General features: G+C 40.1%; 20 protein-coding genes. 14 read left to right on the forward strand and 6 right to left on the reverse strand.

All coding sequences use genetic code 11. The annotated features are described in order from the left end of the window. Positions 1–57: 57 nt before the first annotated feature. The 5 genes from D8863_RS01870 to guaA all read right to left on the reverse strand — a co-directional run bounded on the left by D8863_RS01870 (position 58) and on the right by guaA (position 6,408). On the reverse strand, positions 58–1,056 hold the full coding sequence (locus tag D8863_RS01870; protein WP_125440919.1) for an ATP-binding protein: 999 nt from the start codon (positions 1,054–1,056) through the stop codon (positions 58–60). Continuing rightward, positions 1,046–1,729 (reverse strand): response regulator transcription factor, encoded by a 684-nt coding sequence (locus D8863_RS01875; protein WP_125440920.1) that lies wholly within the window; start codon positions 1,727–1,729, stop codon positions 1,046–1,048. Before D8863_RS01875 ends, D8863_RS01870 begins: the two co-directional genes overlap by 11 nt. Before the next feature lie 52 nt (positions 1,730–1,781). After that, a complete protein-coding gene (locus tag D8863_RS01880; protein ID WP_125440921.1) occupies positions 1,782–3,836 on the reverse strand; it encodes an FtsX-like permease family protein in 2,055 nt (684 codons plus the stop codon). Continuing rightward, entirely contained in the window at positions 3,826–4,599 is a 774-nt protein-coding gene (locus tag D8863_RS01885) for an ABC transporter ATP-binding protein (RefSeq protein WP_049518587.1), read from the reverse strand. The genes D8863_RS01880 and D8863_RS01885 overlap by 11 nt, the downstream gene beginning before the upstream one ends. A 246-nt stretch (positions 4,600–4,845) precedes the next feature. Further along, entirely contained in the window at positions 4,846–6,408 is a 1,563-nt protein-coding gene (guaA, locus tag D8863_RS01890) for a glutamine-hydrolyzing GMP synthase (RefSeq protein WP_125440922.1), read from the reverse strand. 140 nt (positions 6,409–6,548) lie between these two features. Here guaA and D8863_RS01895 point away from each other — a divergent pair, with 140 nt between their 5' ends. The 11 genes from D8863_RS01895 (at position 6,549) to D8863_RS01950 (ending at position 15,665) form a co-directional block, all read left to right on the forward strand. Further along, positions 6,549–7,247, forward strand: coding sequence for a GntR family transcriptional regulator (locus D8863_RS01895; RefSeq protein WP_000936178.1), 699 nt, complete (start codon positions 6,549–6,551; stop codon positions 7,245–7,247). Between the two features lie 136 nt (positions 7,248–7,383). Further along, the gene (locus D8863_RS01900; protein ID WP_125440923.1) at positions 7,384–8,670 is read left to right on the forward strand and encodes a peptidase U32 family protein; all 1,287 of its coding nucleotides are present in this window, start codon (positions 7,384–7,386) and stop codon (positions 8,668–8,670) included. Positions 8,671–8,684: 14 nt separating this feature from the next. Further along, positions 8,685–8,996, forward strand: coding sequence for a CHY zinc finger protein (locus tag D8863_RS01905; RefSeq protein ID WP_076984503.1), 312 nt, complete (start codon positions 8,685–8,687; stop codon positions 8,994–8,996). A gap of 231 nt (positions 8,997–9,227) precedes the next feature. Then, positions 9,228–9,428, forward strand: a complete 201-nt coding sequence (locus tag D8863_RS01910) for a F0F1 ATP synthase subunit C (protein WP_001054556.1) — start codon at positions 9,228–9,230, stop codon at positions 9,426–9,428. Positions 9,429–9,462: 34 nt separating this feature from the next. Next, a complete protein-coding gene (gene atpB, locus D8863_RS01915) occupies positions 9,463–10,179 on the forward strand; it encodes a F0F1 ATP synthase subunit A (RefSeq protein ID WP_000392869.1) in 717 nt (238 codons plus the stop codon). Positions 10,180–10,192: 13 nt separating this feature from the next. Continuing rightward, a complete protein-coding gene (atpF, locus tag D8863_RS01920) occupies positions 10,193–10,687 on the forward strand; it encodes a F0F1 ATP synthase subunit B (RefSeq protein ID WP_000558543.1) in 495 nt (164 codons plus the stop codon). Beyond that, positions 10,687–11,223: a F0F1 ATP synthase subunit delta gene (locus D8863_RS01925; protein ID WP_038806143.1), complete on the forward strand. Its 537-nt coding sequence runs from the start codon at positions 10,687–10,689 to the stop codon at positions 11,221–11,223. The genes atpF and D8863_RS01925 overlap by 1 nt, the downstream gene beginning before the upstream one ends. A gap of 14 nt (positions 11,224–11,237) precedes the next feature. Further along, positions 11,238–12,743 carry a F0F1 ATP synthase subunit alpha gene (atpA, locus tag D8863_RS01930; RefSeq protein ID WP_125440924.1) on the forward strand — a complete coding sequence of 502 codons (1,506 nt, stop codon included), beginning with the start codon at positions 11,238–11,240 and terminating at the stop codon, positions 12,741–12,743. A 15-nt stretch (positions 12,744–12,758) separates the two neighbouring features. Next, the gene (locus tag D8863_RS01935) at positions 12,759–13,637 is read left to right on the forward strand and encodes a F0F1 ATP synthase subunit gamma (protein WP_000301228.1); all 879 of its coding nucleotides are present in this window, start codon (positions 12,759–12,761) and stop codon (positions 13,635–13,637) included. A 191-nt stretch (positions 13,638–13,828) separates the two neighbouring features. Next, a complete protein-coding gene (atpD, locus tag D8863_RS01945) occupies positions 13,829–15,235 on the forward strand; it encodes a F0F1 ATP synthase subunit beta (RefSeq protein ID WP_000094372.1) in 1,407 nt (468 codons plus the stop codon). Positions 15,236–15,245: 10 nt separating this feature from the next. Then, positions 15,246–15,665 (forward strand): F0F1 ATP synthase subunit epsilon, encoded by a 420-nt coding sequence (locus D8863_RS01950; RefSeq protein WP_000940836.1) that lies wholly within the window; start codon positions 15,246–15,248, stop codon positions 15,663–15,665. Positions 15,666–15,697: 32 nt separating this feature from the next. Here D8863_RS01950 and D8863_RS01955 read toward each other — a convergent pair whose 3' ends face one another. After that, entirely contained in the window at positions 15,698–16,711 is a 1,014-nt protein-coding gene (locus D8863_RS01955) for a lactonase family protein (RefSeq protein WP_125440925.1), read from the reverse strand. A 144-nt stretch (positions 16,712–16,855) separates the two neighbouring features. Between D8863_RS01955 and D8863_RS01960 the strand changes: the two genes are divergently transcribed. The 3 genes from D8863_RS01960 (at position 16,856) to D8863_RS01970 (ending at position 21,331) form a co-directional block, all read left to right on the forward strand. Continuing rightward, the gene (locus tag D8863_RS01960; RefSeq protein ID WP_125440926.1) at positions 16,856–18,022 is read left to right on the forward strand and encodes an AI-2E family transporter; all 1,167 of its coding nucleotides are present in this window, start codon (positions 16,856–16,858) and stop codon (positions 18,020–18,022) included. Further along, positions 18,012–19,241, forward strand: a complete 1,230-nt coding sequence (locus tag D8863_RS01965) for a tetratricopeptide repeat protein (protein ID WP_185761433.1) — start codon at positions 18,012–18,014, stop codon at positions 19,239–19,241. The genes D8863_RS01960 and D8863_RS01965 overlap by 11 nt, the downstream gene beginning before the upstream one ends. A gap of 290 nt (positions 19,242–19,531) precedes the next feature. Continuing rightward, the gene (locus D8863_RS01970) at positions 19,532–21,331 is read left to right on the forward strand and encodes a Spy0128 family protein (protein WP_125440927.1); all 1,800 of its coding nucleotides are present in this window, start codon (positions 19,532–19,534) and stop codon (positions 21,329–21,331) included. Positions 21,332–21,422: the final 91 nt, after the last annotated feature.

Here is a 21,422-nt window from a genome sequence, read left to right on the forward strand (position 1 = left end):
TTTTGGTATAAAATATGTGCTTTCTATGATTAGGCAATTTTCTTAATTGAAAAATGACTAAATAGAAAGAGAGATTTCAAAGCCTTGCATCCATTCGGATTTTACTGTGATTTCGATTTTTAAAGCATCTGCTAATTGTTTGACCAGATAGAGGCCCATGCCTGTTGATTTTTTCCTTGTCTCTCCTGAATCACCTGTAAAACCTTTCTCAAAGATATGAGGGAAGTCACAAGTTTTAACTCCGCAGCCATTATCCCTAATAATCAGACTTGTACGTCCCTTGTCTTTTGATATATAAATATTGAGTTCGGGTTTGTCGGAGCTATATTTAATGGAGTTGGCTAGGATTTGAGAGAGGATAAATTCAAAACTGCGTTGATCGGTGTAGCAGATTCCTTGTATGTTTTCTACCTTAATCGTAAATTTCTTTTCTTTGAGCAAGGGATCAAAGTTTTCCAAAAGATCTTGGATACACTCTTCTAGGTCAAGGTATTCAAATAGAAAATCATTTTTCTCACTTTTCACCCTGTAGTAGAATAGGATCTGTGATACATTTTCTTGGATTTGCTTTTTCACATAGTCCAACTTAAAAGCTGTATCCTCAGGCAACTGGTCGCTTTGATTGTCCAAAAGGAGGGAAAGAAGCGACAGAGGGAGTTTAATCTCATGCGCCCATTTTTCAACATAGTCCTCATACTCGGCTAGTAATGAGTTGAGTTTTCCTATTTCAGCCTGCTTTTGATAAAGTGTATCTGCTATTTTTTCAATGCTTTCTTTTTCTGAGGCACTTGATAAATGCAATAATTCAAGCTCAGTATCCGTCTTGGGATTGGCTATGAAGGCTTTATAGGCAGATGATTTTTTTCTTTCTGTTTTTATAAGTAAGAATGATAGGATGAAAAAAAGCAGGACGGTGGCTAAAATATAGAGAAGGATGAGGGCTTGAAACATTCTCACATCTGAAAGCCAAAGCAGGACAGCTGTAAATAGATCAAATGCTAAGAGAACAAGTAACCAAGGCAGATAACTAGCTAGATATTTTAGATTATGTTTCATCTGGACTTACCTCTTCAAGCTTGTAACCAATACCTCTGACGGACTTGACTTGAAGCGCAATGCCAGCCTGTTTCATCACCTTTTTGAGCCTTGCAATATTTACTTGAAGAGCATTTTCATCGATGAACTCAGTTGTGTTCCATAGTTTCATACTTAGTTCTTCTTTTGTGACGACAGGAGCATTAGTAACCAATAAGGTTTCCAACAATTTCCCTTGATTTTGGGGGAGTAAAATCGAGTGTCCATTGATATAAAGGGTATAGGTCTGTCTATCCAGCAGAAAATTATCTTTTTCAAGTAGATTTTGTCTGCCTTCATAGCGTTTCAAGATATTTTCTATACGTGCCAAAAATCTTTCTTTCTTGAAAGGCTTTGTTAAGTACTCGTCTGCCCCTAATTTCAGGGCGTAGATTTCATCTTTTAATTGTTCACGAGAGGTGAGAATCAATATGGGCACAGAGCGTTTGGACTTGAGATTTTTACAAATTTGAAAACCTGTTTCTCCCGGCAAATTCAAATCCAGTATGATTAGATCCGTATCGTATTGCAGCACTTGCTGGCTTGTATCTTTGAAGTCAGTCAACTTATCAACTTGATAACCCGCTTTCTCTAACAAGATGACAATTTCATCTCGAATCAAGGCTTCATCTTCAATTACCAGAATATGCTTCATATCGGTTCCTCCTTTTCCTATTTTATTCTACCCTATTCTACCTTATTCTACCTTATTCTTCTCTTTTGGGTTCCATTAAGGACAACAAGTACTTGTTGCTATTTTTCTTTACAATTCTGATATAGATGACTTCAAATCCAGCTAACAGCAGTACTATCAGCATAGCTGTCATAAATTTCTGCCCCATGGCCATTCTTGCACTAGCCGGTACTATTCCTGTGAGGAGGGAGCTCACTCCGAAGCTACTACTGAGAAGTGCAAGGGCTATTGGCAGACCGAAATACCAGTTGATTTGTTTTTCTGACGATTTACAAAGAGTTTCGTAGTTAGCTCCAAGATGGATCAAGGTTTGATATCGTCTGTAGGATTGTCTTTGTCCCATCAAAAACTGGACGCCGATGATTGTATTTGCAACGACAAGGAAAATGATTGCCAGATAAATAGTAATATAGCTAGCAGAGATAATGTAAAATAATTGTCTTCCCATATTTTGTATATAACTTTCATAGCCAAGAGAAGTTTGATTCAGCTTTTCATTTGTATCTGAGATAGCTCTCATCAGGCCTTTTTCCTTGACTAGCTCAGGAGCCAAGATACCGCTGACATAGTTCGAATAGTGACCGTCTGTATAGTTCATAAAGACTTCATCTGTGACTATGAGGGCAACAGAGAGGGTGATTTCACGATCCGTTACAATCGGTAAAGACTGTACTTCGCCAATCAATTTTATATCATTTCCCATGACGTTGATTTGAGGATTTGTCTTTAGGACAGAGTTAACCAAGTTCTCATCAGGGAGAAAATCTTTTCCCATATACAAGTAGGCTTCCTTACTAGTTAATTCTAAAGGAGGGAGATTGGCAGCTTTTCTAAGTTCATTGTATTCGGAAACTGGTATGAGGTGGGAAGTAGTAGACTGTTTAAATCTTTGGAGCAAAATTTCCTTGTTCTTGCTGCCTTTTTGCTTTTTCAACTCATTGATGATCTCTTCGAAGGACACGGACTCGTTTTCTTTTGGTTTCCCGACTTTGATTTGTAGAATCTTTGAGAACTGTGATGCTAGTCCTTCTGCTTCAAGCTCTTTTTTAACTGTATTCACATCAAGATTTTCATCTGATTCTTGCTTGCTATCTCTAAATGTATAATCCAATACGTGGGTTTGATTGCCTGAATTGCCGCTTGCAATGGCAACACCTGCTCCAAAGAGGCACAAGGCAGAGAAGATTAAGAGGGAGCAGATGGCCAGTATAGTTGAGTGCTGGATAACTAATTCCTGAATCTGTCTAAAATTATAGGTGTGGAGTTTTCGATTGCTTCCAAGCTTAACCAAAAAGTCTATAAATAAACGCATACCAAAGAAGAGTAGGATAGTTCCAAAAGTTCCCAAGAGAACAGTGAAGCCCATGGTTATGACACTTTCCCAAGCTCGTCTACTCATCCCCAAGTAATAGGCTGTTCCGAGAAGCAAGATTCCGAGGACGGAAGTAAGAAGGTATACCCCTTTGGGAAGTAGTTTCTTCATACCAGAAGGAGAATAGGCAAGAAGATCTCCGATTTCCTTATTGGCTGTTTTTGCACTTAAAAGAACAAAGACGACTAATTTAACAGCTAGGAAGCCGATGACTGTATAGACTAGAGCTGTAGTAGATAGAGAAAATTGATGTTCAATAATCCCCAACCCAACAATTTTAGCGGTTATTAGGCTAATCAGTTCTGAAATCAAGATGGCAATAGGAAGGCCTATTCCAAGAGCAAGGATGCTGTTTCTCAAATCCTCGAGTAGGAGCAGTAAGAACAGTTTACCTCTCCGCATGCCTAGTGTGAGATAAACACCAAATTCATGTTTTCTTCTTTCCATCTGCATACTGCTTGCGAAATAGACTAGAAAAAAGAGGATAAAGAGTGTTGCTACATAAAGAATGGGAATCATGCTAAAGAGTTTATTTACAGCGTCACTTTCTATTTGTTTGAGAAAGATCATCACATCTTGATGAGACAAAGAAAGGATGATGTAAAAGGAGATGATGGAAAGAACCATAGAACTAAAATACAAGCTGTTATTCTTTCGATCTCTCTTGCTATTTCTTGAGACTAATTTAGAAAACATTGCCATCACCTCCAGCTAGGGTTGCCATAACCTTTAGTATTCTGTGGTAGAAGTCTTCTTGACTTTCTCTTGGATAATCGCGACGGATTTCATGGAATAGTTTTCCGTCTTGGATAAACAAGATGCGGTTGCAAAAGCTGGCTGCGACGGAATCGTGGGTCACCATGAGAATGGTGGTTTCTTCCACTTGATTCATTTCGGATAATTTTTGCATCAAAATGGTCGCATTTTTTGAATCCAAAGCTCCTGTGGGCTCGTCCGCAAATACAATCTTAGGGTCTAAAATTAAGGCGCGCGCAGCAGCTACCCTTTGCCGTTGACCACCTGATAATTGAGAAGGGAACTTATCCAGAAGTTCAGAAATATCCAGATATTGGGAAAGTAATTCTAACCGAACCTTGCTTTCGTCGGCATCGATCTTGTGCAAAGACAAGGGGAGTAAAATATTTTCTTTGGCTGTAAGATTGTCCAAAAGCTCAAAATTCTGGAAGAGATAGCCAATTTCCTTGCCACGATAATCAGATAACTGACTACCTTTTAATTGGCCTAAATCTTTTTCTTGCATTTGAATAGAGCCGTCAGTTGGCTTGATGATTGTGGCGAGACAGTTAAGAAGGGTTGTTTTCCCAGAACCGCTACTCCCCATAATTCCTAAGAACTCACCTTTTACAACTTGAAAAGATATGCCGTTCAAGGCCTTGGTGCTATTCGGCTCTTTCCCATAATGCTTTGTTAATGATTCTACTCGTAAAATGGTTTCCATGTGAAACACCTCCATCTTTTGTTACTTTCATTATAGTATGAATCAGAGTAGAATAACACTTACGGATGATGTAAGAAATCTTTATCATTAGGTTATTGGATCTATACTTACTATATTATAGCATGGTTTCAGGGATTTAAAAAGGGGTGTTGAGAGTCGAGAAATTTTCTTAATATTGAAATTATAAAAAATAATACTACTGTAGTCCATGCTCCAGCAGTATTATTTATTATTTTATAGAAAATTCTATTCCCACTCAACGGTTGCGGGTGGTTTACTTGTAATATCGTAGACGATACGGTTAACGTGGTCTACTTCGTTTACGATACGTACAGAAATCTTTTGAAGGACATCCCAAGGAATTTTGGCAAAGTCAGCTGTCATACCATCGATAGAAGTGATAGCGCGAATGGCAATGGTGTAGTCATATGTACGACCGTCACCCATAACACCTACTGAACGAACGCCTGTGTTGACAGTGAAATATTGCCAGATATCACGGTCAAGTCCAGCTTTGGCAATTTCTTCACGAAGGATTGCGTCTGACTCACGAACAGTTTCTAGTTTTTCTTCAGTGATTTCACCCATGACACGGATAGCAAGTCCTGGTCCTGGGAATGGTTGGCGCCATACGATGTGGTCTGGCATACCAAGCTCTGTACCGAGAGCACGGACTTCGTCTTTATAAAGAGTGTTCAATGGTTCAATCAATTCAAACTGCATGTCTTCTGGAAGACCACCAACGTTGTGGTGTGATTTGATGGTTTGAGCAGTATCTGTACCAGACTCAATCACGTCAGTGTAAAGCGTTCCCTGAGCAAGGAATTTCACATCTTTTAGTTTGCTTGCTTCGTCATCAAATACATAAACAAACTCGTTACCGATGATTTTACGCTTTTGCTCAGGATCAGAAACACCAGCAAGTTTGTCAAGGAAGCGTTTTGCAGCATCTGCTTTGACGATATTCAAACCAAACTTACCACCAAGCATGTCCATAACTTGGTCAGCCTCTCCCTTACGGAGAAGACCGTGGTCTACAAAGATACAGATTAATTGATCACCGATTGCTTTTTGAAGAAGAACTCCAACAACAGAAGAGTCAACACCACCAGATAGACCGAGAAGGACACGTTTGTCTCCAACAGTTTCACGGATTTTCTTGATCTGCATATCGATAAAGTTGTCCATTGACCAGTCGCCTTTAGCCTGACAGATGTTAAGGGCAAAGTTGCGAAGGATATCATTCCCGTATACAGAATGGCGAACTTCTGGGTGGAATTGGATACCATAGATGTGCTTTTCTGAGTTTTCAATAGCTGCATAAGGACAGTCAGCAGAAGTTCCAGTACGAACAAAATCAGCAGGAATTTCTGTTACAGCATCGCCATGGCTCATCAAAACAATCTGTTCTTCAGGAGTTCCTTCAAAGAGGGCAGAAGTGGTATGGGTAAGTGGTGATTGGCCATACTCGCGGTTACCAGCATCACCTGCAGGGACAACTTTTCCTCCAAGTTTATGAGTTAAAAGTTGCATACCATAGCAGATTCCCAAAATTGGAATGCCAAGTTCAAAAATTTCTGAGTCAATATCAAATGAACCATCTTCGTATACAGAGTTTGGTCCACCAGAGAGGATGATTCCTACAGGGTTAATCGCACGAACCTCTGCGGCTGAGATTTTATGACTTTTTAGCTCTGAAAAAACACCAATTTCACGAATACGGCGTGAAATCAGCTGGTTGTATTGGCTACCATAGTCCAGCACGATGATTTTTTCGACATCTTGCAAATCAGTTGAAATGTTGCTCATCTTTTTCCTTTCTCAAAAGAAATATCTTTTTCAATATTCTATCACAAATAGGGGCGAATTACCAACTAAACAAGGCAAAGTTTGACTTTTTCTTAGCAAATACGGTACAATGGAGAAAATAAAGAAAAGAAGTGAGAATCATGTTACCAGCTTATATGAAAATCCACGATCAGATCAAAAAGGATATAGATGAGCATCATTGGAAAATCGGAGAGAGACTTCCAAGTGAGCGAGATTTAGCGGAACAGTTTCAAGTTAGCCGGATGACATTACGCCAGGCTATCTCTCTCTTGGTTGAGGAAGGAGTTTTGGAGCGTCGAGTAGGAAGTGGAACCTTTGTCTCTAGCACTCGTGTCCAAGAAAAAATGCGGGGGACAACCAGTTTTACGGAGATTGTCAAATCTCAGGGGAAAGTCCCTTCTAGCCAACTCATTTCTTACAGAAGAACCATTCCAAATGAGCAAGAGGTCGCTAAGCTAGGGATTACTCCGACAGAGAATATTATCCGCATGGAACGGGTGCGTTACGCTGACCAAGTTCCACTAGTCTATGAAGTCGCATCCATTCCTGAGAAATTTATTAAGGATTTCAAAAAAGAAGAAATCACCAGTCATTTCTTCCAAACCTTGCAGCAACATGGTTACCGGATTGGCAAATCCCAACAGACCATTTATGCGAGATTGGCTAAGGAAAAGATTGCTCACTATCTAGAAGTCGAAAAGGGTCATGCCATTTTAGCCTTGACTCAGGTCTCTTATCTTGAAGATGGGACGGCTTTCGAGTATGTAAAGAGTCAATACGTGGGCGAACGCTTTGAATTTTATCTTGAGAACAACTAGTCTAGAAAGGCTAGTTTTTTGTTTTAGAAAAGATTAGAATTGTCAAAACAATCTGTCTAGGCTTGATTTTATTGCTTATTTACTATAAAATGAGAAGGAAAAACGTCAAACTTTTATATTGCAAATAGGAGAAAAAATGACAAAAACATTAAAACGTCCTGAGGTTTTATCACCTGCAGGGACTTTAGAGAAGCTGAAAGTAGCTGTTCAATATGGTGCGGACGCAGTCTTCATCGGCGGACAGGCCTATGGTCTTCGTAGTCGTGCAGGAAACTTCACCTTTGAACAGATGGAAGAAGGCGTGCAGTTTTCTGCTAAGTACGGTGCCAAGGTCTATGTGGCTGCTAACATGGTTATGCACGAAGGAAATGAAGCTGGTGCTGGAGAATGGTTCCGTAAGTTGCGTGACATCGGGATTGCCGCAGTTATCGTGTCAGATCCAGCCTTGATTATGATTGCAGCAACTGAAGCACCTGGTCTTGAAATCCATCTTTCAACCCAAGCCAGTGCGACCAACTATGAAACTCTTGAGTTCTGGAAAGAACTTGGTCTAACTCGTGTGGTTTTGGCTCGTGAAGTTTCAATGGAAGAATTGGCAGAGATTCGCAAACGTACAGATGTCGAGATTGAAGCATTTGTCCATGGGGCCATGTGTATTTCTTACTCAGGTCGTTGTACGCTTTCAAACCACATGAGTATGCGTGATGCTAACCGTGGTGGTTGTTCTCAATCTTGCCGTTGGAAATACGACCTCTACGACATGCCATTCGGCCAAGAACGTAAGAGCCTTAAAGGTGAAATCCCAGAAGAATTTTCGATGTCTGCCGTAGATATGTCTATGATTGACCATATCCCAGATATGATTGAAAATGGTGTAGACAGTCTTAAGATCGAAGGTCGTATGAAGTCTATTCACTATGTTTCAACAGTAACAAACTGCTACAAGGCGGCTGTGGATGCTTATCTCGAAAGTCCTGAAAAGTTTGAGGCCATCAAACAGGACTTGGTGGACGAGATGTGGAAGGTTGCCCAGCGTGAATTGGCAACTGGATTCTACTATGGTACACCGTCTGAGAATGAGCAGTTATTTGGCGCACGTCGTAAAATTCCTGAATACAAGTTTGTCGCTGAAGTGGTTGCTTATGATGATGCGACTCAAACGGCAACCATTCGTCAACGAAATGTCATCAACGAAGGCGATCAAGTTGAGTTTTATGGACCAGGTTTCCGTCATTTTGATACTTATATCGAAGATCTTCATGATGCCAAGGGCAATAAAATCGACCGTGCTCCAAATCCAATGGAACTCTTGACAATCAAGGTCCCACAACCTGTACAAGCAGGTGACATGGTTCGTGCTCTGAAAGAAGGGCTCATCAACCTCTATAAGGAAGACGGGACAAGTGTTACAGTTCGTGCCTAGATAAGGAAAAGGGAATGATTCAAGCTCAAGGTTTATTGGTAGATGATGAAAGCAGGTGTGTTCATTATCATAGTGAAAAGGATATTGTTTCACTCCAGTGTTATGAATGCAAGAAATACTATGCATGCTATCAGTGCCACAATGCTATGGAAACGCATTTGTTTTCGCCCTATCCCTTGGTGCTTTCTGAGGATCGACCGATCTTATGTGGGGTTTGTAAGAGGACAATGACTTTCCAAGATTACCAAAAACAGATGGCTTGTCCTTACTGCAGTGCACCATTTAATCCAGGTTGTAAACAACACTATTCCTACTATTTTAAATAAAATGAATCGATCCAAGTTCTTAACTTGGATTTTTCGGTTTGTTTCAGAAAATATAGTAAAATCAAGAAAAACTCGCAATCTAAAATGGAAAAACTTTCTATAGAATAGTGTAAAAATAGCAAAAATAGAAATAAATCAGCTGAAACGCTTCCAACGTAAGTAAAAAGTTGACAAAAACAAATTTTAGGACTAAACTAAGTAAGTAAATTTTAAATAAAAGGAGAATTCATCATGAATTTAACATTTTTCGGTCTTTGTCTTGCCTGTATGGGTGTATCCCTTGCAGAAGGTATGTTGATGAACGGTTTGTTCAAATCAGCAGCTCGCCAACCAGACATCATCCCACAATTACGTAGCTTAATGATCATGGGGATTGCCTTTATTGAAGGAACGTTCTTGGTTACCCTCGTCTTTTCATTCGTCATCAAATAGACAAATGGAACGAGAAGAAAAGGGAGGATTCTAGATGGAAGAAAGTATCAATCCAACCATCAATATTGGTCCTGTTACCTTTGATTTAACCATGTTAGCCATGACCTTGTTGATTGTGGGAGTTGTTTTTGGCTTTATCTATTGGGCAAGTCGCAATATGACTTTGAAACCCAAAGGAAAGCAAAATGTACTTGAGTATTTCTATGACTTCGTTATTGGATTTACAGAACCTAACATTGGTAAAAGCTACATGAAAGACTACTCGCTCTTTTTCCTTTGTCTATTTCTATTTATGGTACTGGCAAATAACCTCGGTTTGATGGCGAAACTTCAAACTACAGATGGGACAAACCTTTGGACATCGCCAACTGCAAATCTCCAGTTTGACTTGGCCTTGTCATTTGGAATTATCCTGATGACCCATATTGAAGGGATTCGTCGCCGTGGGATTAAAAAATATCTAAAAGCCTATATCACACCTGGCTTTATGACTCCCATGAATATCTTAGAAGAGTTTACCAACTTTTTATCACTTGCCTTGCGGGTGTTCGGAAATATCTTTGCTGGAGAAGTGATGGCTAGTTTGCTAATCACTCTATCTCATCAAGCTCTATATTGGTATCCAGTTGCTTTTGGTGCTAACTTGGCTTGGACAGCCTTTTCTGTCTTTATTTCCTGCATCCAAGCCTATGTGTTTACCATGTTGTCTTCTATGTACTTAGGAAATAAGATAAATGATGGAGAAGAGTAGAAAGGAGTAACAGATGCACGTAACAGTAGGTGAATTAATTGGTAACTTTATTTTAATCGCTGGCTCTTTTATCCTTTTGATTGTCTTAGTTAAGAAATATGCGTGGTCAAACTTGACAAGTGTCTTCGAAGAAAGGGCAAATAAAATTGCTGCTGATATTGATGGAGCTGAACAGGCTCGTCAAAAAGCAGAAACACTTGCCCAAAAACGAGAAGATGAATTGGCTGGTAGTCGCAACGAAGCCAAAACAATCATTGAAAATGCTAAAGAGACTGCAGAGAAGAGTAAAGCAGATATTCTGGCAGATGCTAAAGTAGAAGCAGGTCGCTTAAAAGAGAAGGCGAATCAAGAAATTGCTCAGAATAAAGCTGAGGCTTTACAAAGTGTTAAGGGCGAGGTGGCAGATTTGACAATTAGTCTCGCCGGTAAAATCATCTCAAAAAACCTTGACAGTCATGCTCATAAGGAACTCATTGATCAGTATATCGATCAGCTAGGAGAAGCCTAATGGACAAGAAAACAGCAAAGGTAATCGAAAAGTACAGCATGCCTTTTGTCCAATTAGTGATTGAAAAAGGAGAAGAGGACCGGATTTTTTCAGACTTGGATCAAATCAAGCAAGTCGCAGAAGAAACGGGCTTACCTTCTTTTTTAGCTCAGGTGGCAGTCGATGAGTCTGATAAGGAAAAAACAGTTGGTTTTTTTCAAGACTCTGTCTCACCTTTAATGCAAAACTTTATTCAGGTTCTGATTTACAATCACAGAGCAAATCTTTTTTATGATATTATTGTTGATTGTTTGAATCGTCTTGAAAGAGAAACCAATCATTTTGTAGTTACGATTTCTTCAGCTCATCCTTTAACGGACGAACAGAAGGAACGTTTGCTTCCCTTGATAGAGAAAAAAATGTCTCTGAAAGTACGGAGTATCAAAGAACAAATTGATGAAGGACTCATTGGTGGTTTTGTCATTTTTGCTAATCACAAGACAATTGATGTGAGTATTAAACAACAACTTCGAGTTGTTAAAGAAAATTTGAAATAGAAAGTGGTGTTCTTTTGGCAATTAACGCACAAGAAATCAGCGCTTTAATTAAGCAACAAATTGAAAATTTCAAACCCAATTTTGATGTGTCTGAAACAGGTGTTGTAACCTATATCGGGGATGGAATTGCGCGTGCTCACGGTCTTGAAAATGCCATGAGTGGAGAGTTGTTGGTCTTTGAAAACGGCTCTTATGGGATGGCGCAAAACTTGGAGTCTACAGACGTTGGGATTATCATCCTTGGAGACTTTACAGATATTCGTGAAGGTGATACGATTCGCCGTACAGGTAAAATCATGGAAGTACCTGTGGGGGACAGCCTAATCGGACGTGTTGTCGACCCACTTGGTCGTCCAGTTGATGGTATTGGTGACATCCATACTGACAAGACTCGTCCAGTGGAAGCGCCAGCTCCTGGCGTTATGCAACGTAAGTCTGTATCAGAACCATTGCAAACAGGTTTGAAAGCTATTGACGCCCTTGTTCCGATTGGTCGTGGTCAACGTGAGTTGATTATCGGTGACCGTCAGACAGGGAAAACAACCATCGCAATTGATACGATCTTGAACCAAAAAGGGCAAGATATGATCTGTATCTACGTAGCGATTGGACAAAAAGAATCTACAGTCCGTACACAAGTAGAAACACTTCGCCAGTACGGTGCCTTGGACTACACAATCGTTGTGACAGCCTCTGCTTCACAACCATCTCCATTGCTCTTCCTAGCTCCTTATGCCGGAGTTGCTATGGCAGAAGAGTTTATGTACCAAGGCAAGCATGTTTTGATTGTTTATGATGATCTTTCAAAACAAGCGGTCGCTTATCGTGAGCTTTCCCTCTTGCTTCGTCGTCCACCAGGTCGTGAAGCCTTCCCAGGGGATGTTTTCTACCTTCACAGCCGTTTGCTTGAGCGCTCAGCTAAAGTTTCTGATGAACTTGGTGGTGGATCTATTACAGCCCTACCATTTATCGAGACACAAGCAGGAGATATCTCTGCCTATATCGCAACCAACGTGATTTCTATTACTGACGGACAAATCTTCCTTGGTGATGGTCTCTTCAATGCGGGTATTCGTCCAGCCATTGATGCGGGTTCATCTGTATCCCGTGTAGGTGGTTCTGCACAAATTAAAGCCATGAAGAAAGTTGCTGGTACACTTCGTATCGACCTTGCTTCATACCGTGAGTTGGAAGCCTTCACTAAGTTTGGTTCTGACTTGGATGCAGCAACACAGGCTAAGTTAAACCGTGGACGTCGTACTGTAGAAGTATTGAAACAACCTGTCCATAAACCACTACCTGTTGAGAAACAAGTAACCATTCTCTATGCTTTGACACATGGTTTCTTGGATACGATTCCAGTAGATGACATTGTTCGTTTTGAGGAAGAGTTCCATACTTTCTTTGATGCTCATTATCCAGAGATTTTGGAAACCATTCGTGAAACAAAAGACTTGCCAGAAGAAGCAGTCTTGGATGCTGCGATTACAGAGTTTCTCAATCAATCCAGCTTCCAATAAGAATAGAGGTGTCAGATGGCAGTATCTCTAAATGATATTAAAACAAAAATCGCCTCAACCAAAAATACGAGTCAAATCACTAATGCTATGCAAATGGTATCGGCTGCCAAGTTAGGTCGCTCTGAAGAAGCAGCGCGCAACTTCCAAGTTTACGCTCAGAAAGTTCGTAAGCTTTTGACGGATATTCTGCATGGTAACGGATCTGGTGGTTCAACCAATCCAATGCTCATCAGTCGCCCAGTTAAGAAAACAGGCTATATCGTTATTACTTCAGACCGTGGCCTGGTTGGAGGTTATAATGCTTCCATCCTTAAAGCCGTTATGGAGTTGAAAGAAGAATACCATCCAGATGGTAAAGATTTTGAGATAATCTGTATCGGTGGTATGGGAGCTGATTTCTTTAAGGCTCGTGGTATTCAGCCAATCTATGAACTACGTGGCTTGGCGGATCAACCTAGTTTTGATGAAGTTCGTAAAATTATTTCAAAAACGATTGAGATGTACCAAAACGAACTTTTTGATGAATTGTACGTCTGCTACAACCATCATGTCAATACTCTCACAAGTCAAATGCGTGTGGAACAAATGCTTCCGATTGTTGACTTGGATCCAAATGAAGCGGATGAAGAGTATAGCTTGACCTTTGAGTTAGAAACGAGCCGTGATGAGATTCTAGAGCAGTTGTTGCCACAGTATGCCGAAAGTATGATTTACGGGGCTATTATCGATGCCAAGACAGCTGAAAATGCTGCAGGTATGACCGCCATGCAAACGGCGACTGATAATGCCAAGAAGGTCATCAATGATTTGACAATCCAGTATAACCGTGCTAGACAGGCGGCGATTACACAAGAAATTACAGAAATCGTAGCGGGGGCTAGTGCCTTAGAATAGGATTTAGTCCAGCTCGTATGAAAATGAACTTATACTCAATGAAAATCAAAGAGCAAACTAGGAAGCTAGCCGCAGGCTGTACTTGAGTACGGTAAGGTGATGCTGACGTGGTTTGAATTTGATTTTCGAAGAGTATTAGGACCTAGTTGAACTAGGAACCGACAGTATCTTATATAGAATAGGAGAAGGAGATGAGTTCAGGTAAAATTGCTCAGGTTATCGGACCCGTTGTAGACGTTTTGTTTGCAGCAGGGGAAACACTTCCTGAGATTAATAATGCACTTGTCGTCTACAAAAATGACGAAAGAAAAACAAAAATCGTCCTTGAAGTAGCCTTGGAGTTGGGTGATGGTATGGTCCGTACGATCGCCATGGAATCAACAGATGGTTTGACTCGTGGAATGGAAGTTTTGGACACAGGCCGTCCAATCTCTGTTCCAGTAGGTAAAGAAACTTTGGGACGTGTCTTCAACGTTTTGGGAGATACCATTGACTTGGATGCTCCTTTCGCTGAAGACGCTGAGCGTCAGCCAATTCATAAGAAAGCTCCAACTTTTGATGAATTGTCTACCTCATCTGAAATCTTGGAAACAGGGATTAAGGTTATCGACCTTCTTGCCCCTTACCTTAAAGGTGGGAAAGTTGGACTTTTCGGTGGTGCCGGAGTTGGTAAAACTGTCTTGATCCAAGAATTGATTCACAACATTGCCCAAGAACACGGTGGTATTTCAGTATTTACCGGTGTTGGGGAACGTACTCGTGAGGGGAACGACCTTTACTGGGAAATGAAAGAATCAGGCGTTATCGAGAAAACAGCCATGGTATTTGGTCAGATGAATGAACCACCTGGAGCACGTATGCGTGTTGCCCTTACTGGTTTGACAATTGCCGAATACTTCCGTGATGTAGAAGGCCAAGATGTGCTTCTTTTCATTGACAATATCTTCCGTTTCACTCAAGCTGGTTCAGAAGTATCTGCCCTTTTGGGTCGTATGCCTTCAGCCGTTGGTTACCAACCAACACTTGCTACGGAAATGGGTCAATTGCAAGAGCGTATCACATCAACTAAGAAGGGTTCTGTAACCTCTATCCAGGCTATCTACGTGCCTGCGGATGACTATACTGACCCGGCGCCAGCAACAGCCTTTGCTCACTTGGATTCAACTACAAACTTGGAACGTAAGTTGGTACAGTTGGGTATCTACCCAGCCGTTGATCCGTTGGCTTCAAGCTCTCGTGCCTTGGCACCTGAGATTGTTGGTGAGGAGCACTATGCAGTTGCTGCGGAAGTCAAACGTGTCCTTCAACGTTACCATGAATTGCAAGATATCATTGCTATCCTTGGTATGGATGAACTTTCTGATGAAGAAAAGACTTTGGTTGCACGTGCCCGTCGTATCCAGTTCTTCTTGTCTCAAAACTTTAACGTTGCAGAACAATTTACTGGTCAACCTGGTTCTTATGTGCCAGTAGCGGAAACAGTTCGCGGCTTTAAGGAAATCCTTGAAGGAAAACATGACCAGTTACCAGAAGATGCCTTCCGTGGTGTCGGTTCAATCGAAGACGTCATTGCTAAGGCAGAAAAAATGGGATTTTAAGAGGTGATCTATGGCTCATTTAACTGTCCAGATCGTGACTCCAGATGGCCTCGTCTATGATCACCATGCCAGCTTTGTATCGGTACGAACTCTGGATGGTGAGATGGGGATCTTGCCACGACATGAAAATATGATTGCGGTTTTAGCGGTTGATGAAGTAAAGGTAAAACGAATCGATGATGATACTCATGTGAACTGGATTGCAGTGAACGGAGGAATTATCGAGATTGCTAATGATATCATTACCATTGTAGCAGACTCAGCAGAGCGTGCTCGTGATATCGATATCAGTCGTGCAGAACGCGCGAAACTTCGAGCTGAACGAGAAATCGAAGAAGCCCATGACAAGCATTTGATTGACCAAGAACGTCGTGCAAAAATCGCATTGCAACGTGCTATCAACCGTATCAATGTCGGAAATAGACTATAAAAAAATGAACTTGAAACTCAAGTTCATTTTTTTTAATGTGGGAAGTTGATGCAGACTCCTTCAGGGACATGGAAGTCGTTAGAAAGCTCAGCAAGACGACCACTTTTAGGATTGCGCTTAAAGATGGTTGCGTTATCAGAATCTTGATGAACAGCGATGAGAAACTCTTGATCAGGAGTTAGGTCGAAATCACGTGGATTTTTACCATGGCTTGGCACAATCTCTAATAATTCCAAGCTACCATCAGCGAGGATTGTATAGACTGCAATGGAATCATGACCTCGGTTGGATGCATAGAGGTATTTGCCATCTTTTGAAAGACGAATGGCAGCAGTAGCATTAAAGCTTTCGTATCCATCTGGTAAGGTTGAAATAACTTGCATGCGTTCAAATTCACCAACCCCATCATAAATCAAGACCTCTATAGTGCTATTCAGTTCGCAGATGAGATAGGCAATCTTATAGTGGTGGTGGAAAACGATGTGGCGTGCACCTGCTCCAGCTTGGCTGTGATAAGTGTAGAGTTTACTTAGTTTTCCTTCTGGACTAACATCATAGGTCGTTACTTCATCTGTACCTAGATCACATGTTACGAGATACTGGTCAGGTGTTAGATCCGTAAAGTGTACATGTGGGGAAGTTTGGTTTTCATGAGGACCTTGTCCGCTATGCTGATCTAGATCTGTTTGGATGAGGCTACCATCCGTTTGACGTTTATAAACCAGAACTTGACCTTTATGATAGTTGGCCCCGTAAACGAGACCACGCTTTTCATCCACTGCCACATAACAATGGGGAGCGCCTTCTTCAACCACATGATTTAGCAAAGCGCCATCTGTCTTGTAAGCAGCGATTCCGCCTAAGCCATCCTGACTCCCTACGGTGTATAAGTGTTGCAGTTTGTCAAAGGCAAGGTAGGTTGGACTTGGTTCAGCAGCAAAGAGTTCAAGATTTGCGAGCTGGCCTGTTTCTGTATCAAAATCTGCCTTGTAAATCCCTTTAGATAAGCGACGAGTGTAAGTTCCAAAATAAACAGTTTCTTTCATGTCCATACCTCTTAATAATGATAAGTTCATTATACCACAAAATGGCAGTCATGAAGCACTAGATTCATTCATGTAAGCACTTTAAAAAAGAGTTATTTTAGTCTAAAAATGGTATAATGAGAGAATGACAGAAAGGATGTATTTATGGAACATAAAGAGAAACATTTTAGCCTATCTTGGTTTTTTAAGTGGTTTTTAGATAATAAAGCCATCACTGTATTTTTAGTAACCTTGTTACTGGGGCTAAATATTTTTATTCTAAGTAAGATTAGTTTTATCTTTTTACCGGTATTGGACTTTTTAGGGGTTGTCATGTTGCCAGTTATTTTATCTGGTTTACTTTATTACCTCCTCAATCCGATTGTTGACTGGATGGAGAAGCACAAGATCAATCGTGTTCTTGCCATTAGTATTGTTTTTGTCATTATCGGACTCTTTATCATTTGGGGATTGGCAGTCGTAATTCCTAATCTGCAACGTCAAGTCTTAAATTTTGCGAAGAATGTGCCGACATACCTGGAAGATGCTGATAAGGTGATCAATGACCTTGTAACCAAACGTTTGCCAGATGATTTTAGACCACAGTTGGAGCAGGTTCTTTCCAATGTTTCTAGTGAGGCGACCATGTGGGCCAGCAAAATCTCTTCTCAAGCTGTTAACTGGGTTAGCGCCTTTATCAGTAGCGTTTCCCAGGTCATTGTTGCGGTTATTATCGTACCCTTTATGCTCTTTTATCTTTTGAGAGATGGAAAAGGCTTGCGGGATTACCTAACTAAATTTATCCCAAACAAGTTAAAAGAACCTGTTGGACAAGTTTTGTCAGATGTTAATAAACAGTTATCAAACTACGTTAGAGGACAGGTTACAGTTGCTATTATCGTGGCAATTATGTTTATTATCTTCTTTAAGATTATTGGTCTCAGATATGCTGTGACTCTTGGTATTACGGCTGGTATCCTCAATCTAGTACCTTACTTGGGTAGTTTTCTAGCGATGTTGCCTGCTCTGGTTTTGGGCTTAATAGCGGGCCCTGTCATGCTTTTGAAAGTAATTATTGTCTTTATTGTTGAACAAACGATTGAAGGTCGCTTCGTTTCTCCGCTTATTTTAGGTAGTCAGCTAAACATCCACCCAATCAATGTCCTCTTTGTTCTCCTAACTTCAGGTTCTATGTTTGGTATTTGGGGAGTCTTGCTGGGAATTCCTGTCTATGCTTCTGCCAAGGTCGTTATCTCAGCTATCTTTAACTGGTATAAGAAAGTCAGCGGTTTGTATGAAGAAGAAGGGGAGGAAATCAAGAGTGAACAATAGTCAGCGCATGCTCCAGGCTTTGGATGAACAGAATTTAACCAAAGCGGATCAGTATTTTCACGAAGCCCTCGAAACAGATTCAAGTGAAGTTCTTTACGAACTAGCAAGCTATCTAGAGGGAATTGGCTTTTATCCTCAAGCAAAAGAAATCTACCAACATATCGTTACAGAATTTCCAGAAGTGAATCTGAATTTAGCCAGCATTGCTAGTGAGGATGGCAATGTTGAGGAAGCTTTTGCTTACCTTGAGGAAATCACACCCGAAAGTGATTGGTACGTATCGGCTTTGGCCTTGAAGGCAGACCTCTATCAGTTGGAAGGATTGACAGATGTAGCTCGTGAAAAGTTACTGGAAGCCTTAAATTACTCAGATGATGCCTTATTAGTTTTTGGATTGGCTGAGTTGGATAGTGAGTTGGGAAATTATCAGGAAGCTATTCAGGGTTATGCTCAATTAGACAATCGCTCTATCTATGAGCAAACGGGTGTCTCAACCTATCAGCGAATTGGTTACGCTTATGCCCAGTTAGGTAAGTTTGAAGCCGCAACTGAATTCTTAGAGAAAGCTTTAGAACTAGAATACGATGACCAAACTGCCTTTGAACTGGCTAGCCTTTACTTTGACCAAGAAGAGTATCAAAAATCTGTTCTTTACTTTAAGCAGATTGATACCATTTCACCTGATTTTGAAGGATATGAATATGGTTATAGTCAAGCTTTGCATAAGGAACATCAGGTGGAAGAGGCCCTTCGTATCGCTAAACAAGGTTTGGAGAAAAATCCATTTGAAACTCGGCTCTTGCTTGCTGCTTCACAGTTTTCGTATGAATTGCATGATCCTAGTAGTGCAGAGCAGTTTCTCCTTACTGCCAAAGAAGATGCAGAGGATACAGAAGAAATTTTCCTTCGCCTTGCAACCATTTATATGGAACAAGAACGGTTTGAGGACATTATCGCTCTCCAAAGTCAAGAACCTGAAAATCTCTTGACCAAGTGGATGATTGCCCGTTCTTACCAGGAAATCGAGGATTTAGATAAGGCCTATGAGCTCTATCAGGAACTATCGTCTGATCTCAAGGATAATCCTGAATTTCTGGAGCAGTATACTTATCTCCTACGTGAATTGGGATATTTTGAAGAAGCCAAAGTGCAAGCTGAAGCTTATTTAAAACTCGTTCCAGATGATGTTCAGATGCAAGAACTCATAGAGACACTTTAAGGATTTCGAATTTTTGTAAAATCTTATTAACAGAAACGAATGACTTTAAATGAATGATTTGAAAGACCTCAGAGGTCTTTTCTTTTTACTAATATAATATAAATGTTAAAATTTCTTATAGCCAATTTAGATGTAGTTTTGAACGATGAAAGCCTGCTACACCCTATAAAATAAGAGTTTAAAGGTATGATTTGAACATCGAACTACTATGAAATACTTGACAAATTTATATAAGAATATATAATAATAAATAGGGGAATCTATCCCCAAAAATAAAGGAGGCAAATGTTGTGAAAAAGATTAATAAAAAACTTTCTCATGCATTCATGGCGCTATTGTTAGTAGCTTCAGTATTTATCCCAGTACTAAGAACTAGCAATGTGGTTAAAGCTGCTGAACTACCATCTAGTAGCTATACGCTAACGACAGTACCGACAATTAACAATAATAAGTTAGTTGATGGTGCAGAGTATGGTGAAGGGAAATTTTACCTTCAAACCACTTACAAATTCGACAACTCAACAACGTTGAAGAATGGTGACTTTATGGTTTATAAAGTTCCAAATGAATTCAAAATTGAATCAGATTCAACTACTGAAATCTTTGGTAACGATGGAGTCACTAAGGTTGCTGAGTTAACGACAAATAAGTCTGCAAATACAGCGACTGTGACGGTAAGTAACGAAGATTATTTTGCTAACTTACCTGAAGAGAAACAAATTTCGGCCTTATTTACTGTTGTATGGGCTGATAATGTTGAACTCAATAAATCGTATCCAATCGATATTCCTGGAGCAGGAGTATACAATTTGACTCGTATTGTTCCAGATGAGGATCCAACAGGATTTACTAAATGGGGAGTTCAAGATACAAACGATCCAAATTATATTAATTGGTATATTCGCGTAAACAAATATGCTAATCCTTATGAAGGTGTTTCGATTCAAGATACAATCCCTGAAGGGCAAGTATTAGCTAGTGAGATTACAGGTTACTACTTTACTGAATGGGGTAAGGATGAGCATCATCCTCTTTTGAATCCAAGTCACATTGTTGTTCAAGATTCAAATCGCTTCACTATTACTCCAAATGGTAATGGTGATCTAACCAACCAAGGTTTGTATGTAGTTTATAAGACTCGTATCACCGCTCCAGTTGATAATACAACAAAAAAAGCTTTCAATAACGTTAAAATTACGACTTCGACTGAAAACTTTGATGTAGAAGGTTTTGCACCATTAACCACAACTGAAGGTATTAGTTCTGGTTCACGTTCGACAGAAGTTTCATTTGAAGTTTCTAAGCAGTTAAAAGGAAAAGACTTAGCTGCTGAAGAATTTAGCTTCCAACTGCTTGATCCAAACGGATCTGTTGTTGAAACTGTTAAGAATGATAAAGATGGCAAAGTGAAATTTAAAGCCGTTAAATTCTCTACAGTGGGTACTTATCAGTATCAGATCAAAGAAGTTAATGATCAAAAACCAGGTTTTGCTTACGATGATAAGACTATTAACGCAGAAGTTACTGTAACAGATGTTTATGGTGAGAAGTTTGCAAGTGTTAAATATGACAATAAAGTTTTTGTAAATTCGTATTCTGTTAAATCTGCAACAACTTCAATTACTGCTAAAAAAGTCCTAAATGGTAAACCTCTTGAGGCAGATAAATATGAATTTGAATTGAAAGAAGGCGACAAACTTGTAGCAACAGCTAAGAATGCTGCAGACGGAACAGTTGCTTTCCCAGAGATTGAATACACTGCTGCAGGAACTCACACGTATACTATCACTGAAAAAGATGGTGGTGAAGCTGGTGTAACTTATGATAAAAATGCTTATACAGTAACAGTAAAAGTTGTAGACAATGGTCAAGGTCAACTTGTAGCAACAGTTACAGGTAATAATCCAACCATCACAAATACTTATGCTGCTGAGACTCCGGGTTCTTCAGATAACAAACCTAAACAACCAGGAGAAACTAAAGAACTACCAAATACTGGTACTTCTGAAATGACTATCTTGCTTACTGTTGTAGGAGTAGTACTTGCATTCGGTTCCATTCTCTTATTCCGTTTCAAAAAAGTTAAATAATCTAGTTGAAAAATCTTGATGCCTTTGCTATGGCATCATCAAAGAGCCACTTGTATGGATAGTAGAAATGATACTATTCTTATAAAGTGGT

This window comes from Streptococcus oralis (assembly GCF_003943825.1).
Classification (GTDB): Bacteria; Bacillota; Bacilli; order Lactobacillales; family Streptococcaceae; genus Streptococcus; species Streptococcus oralis_CD.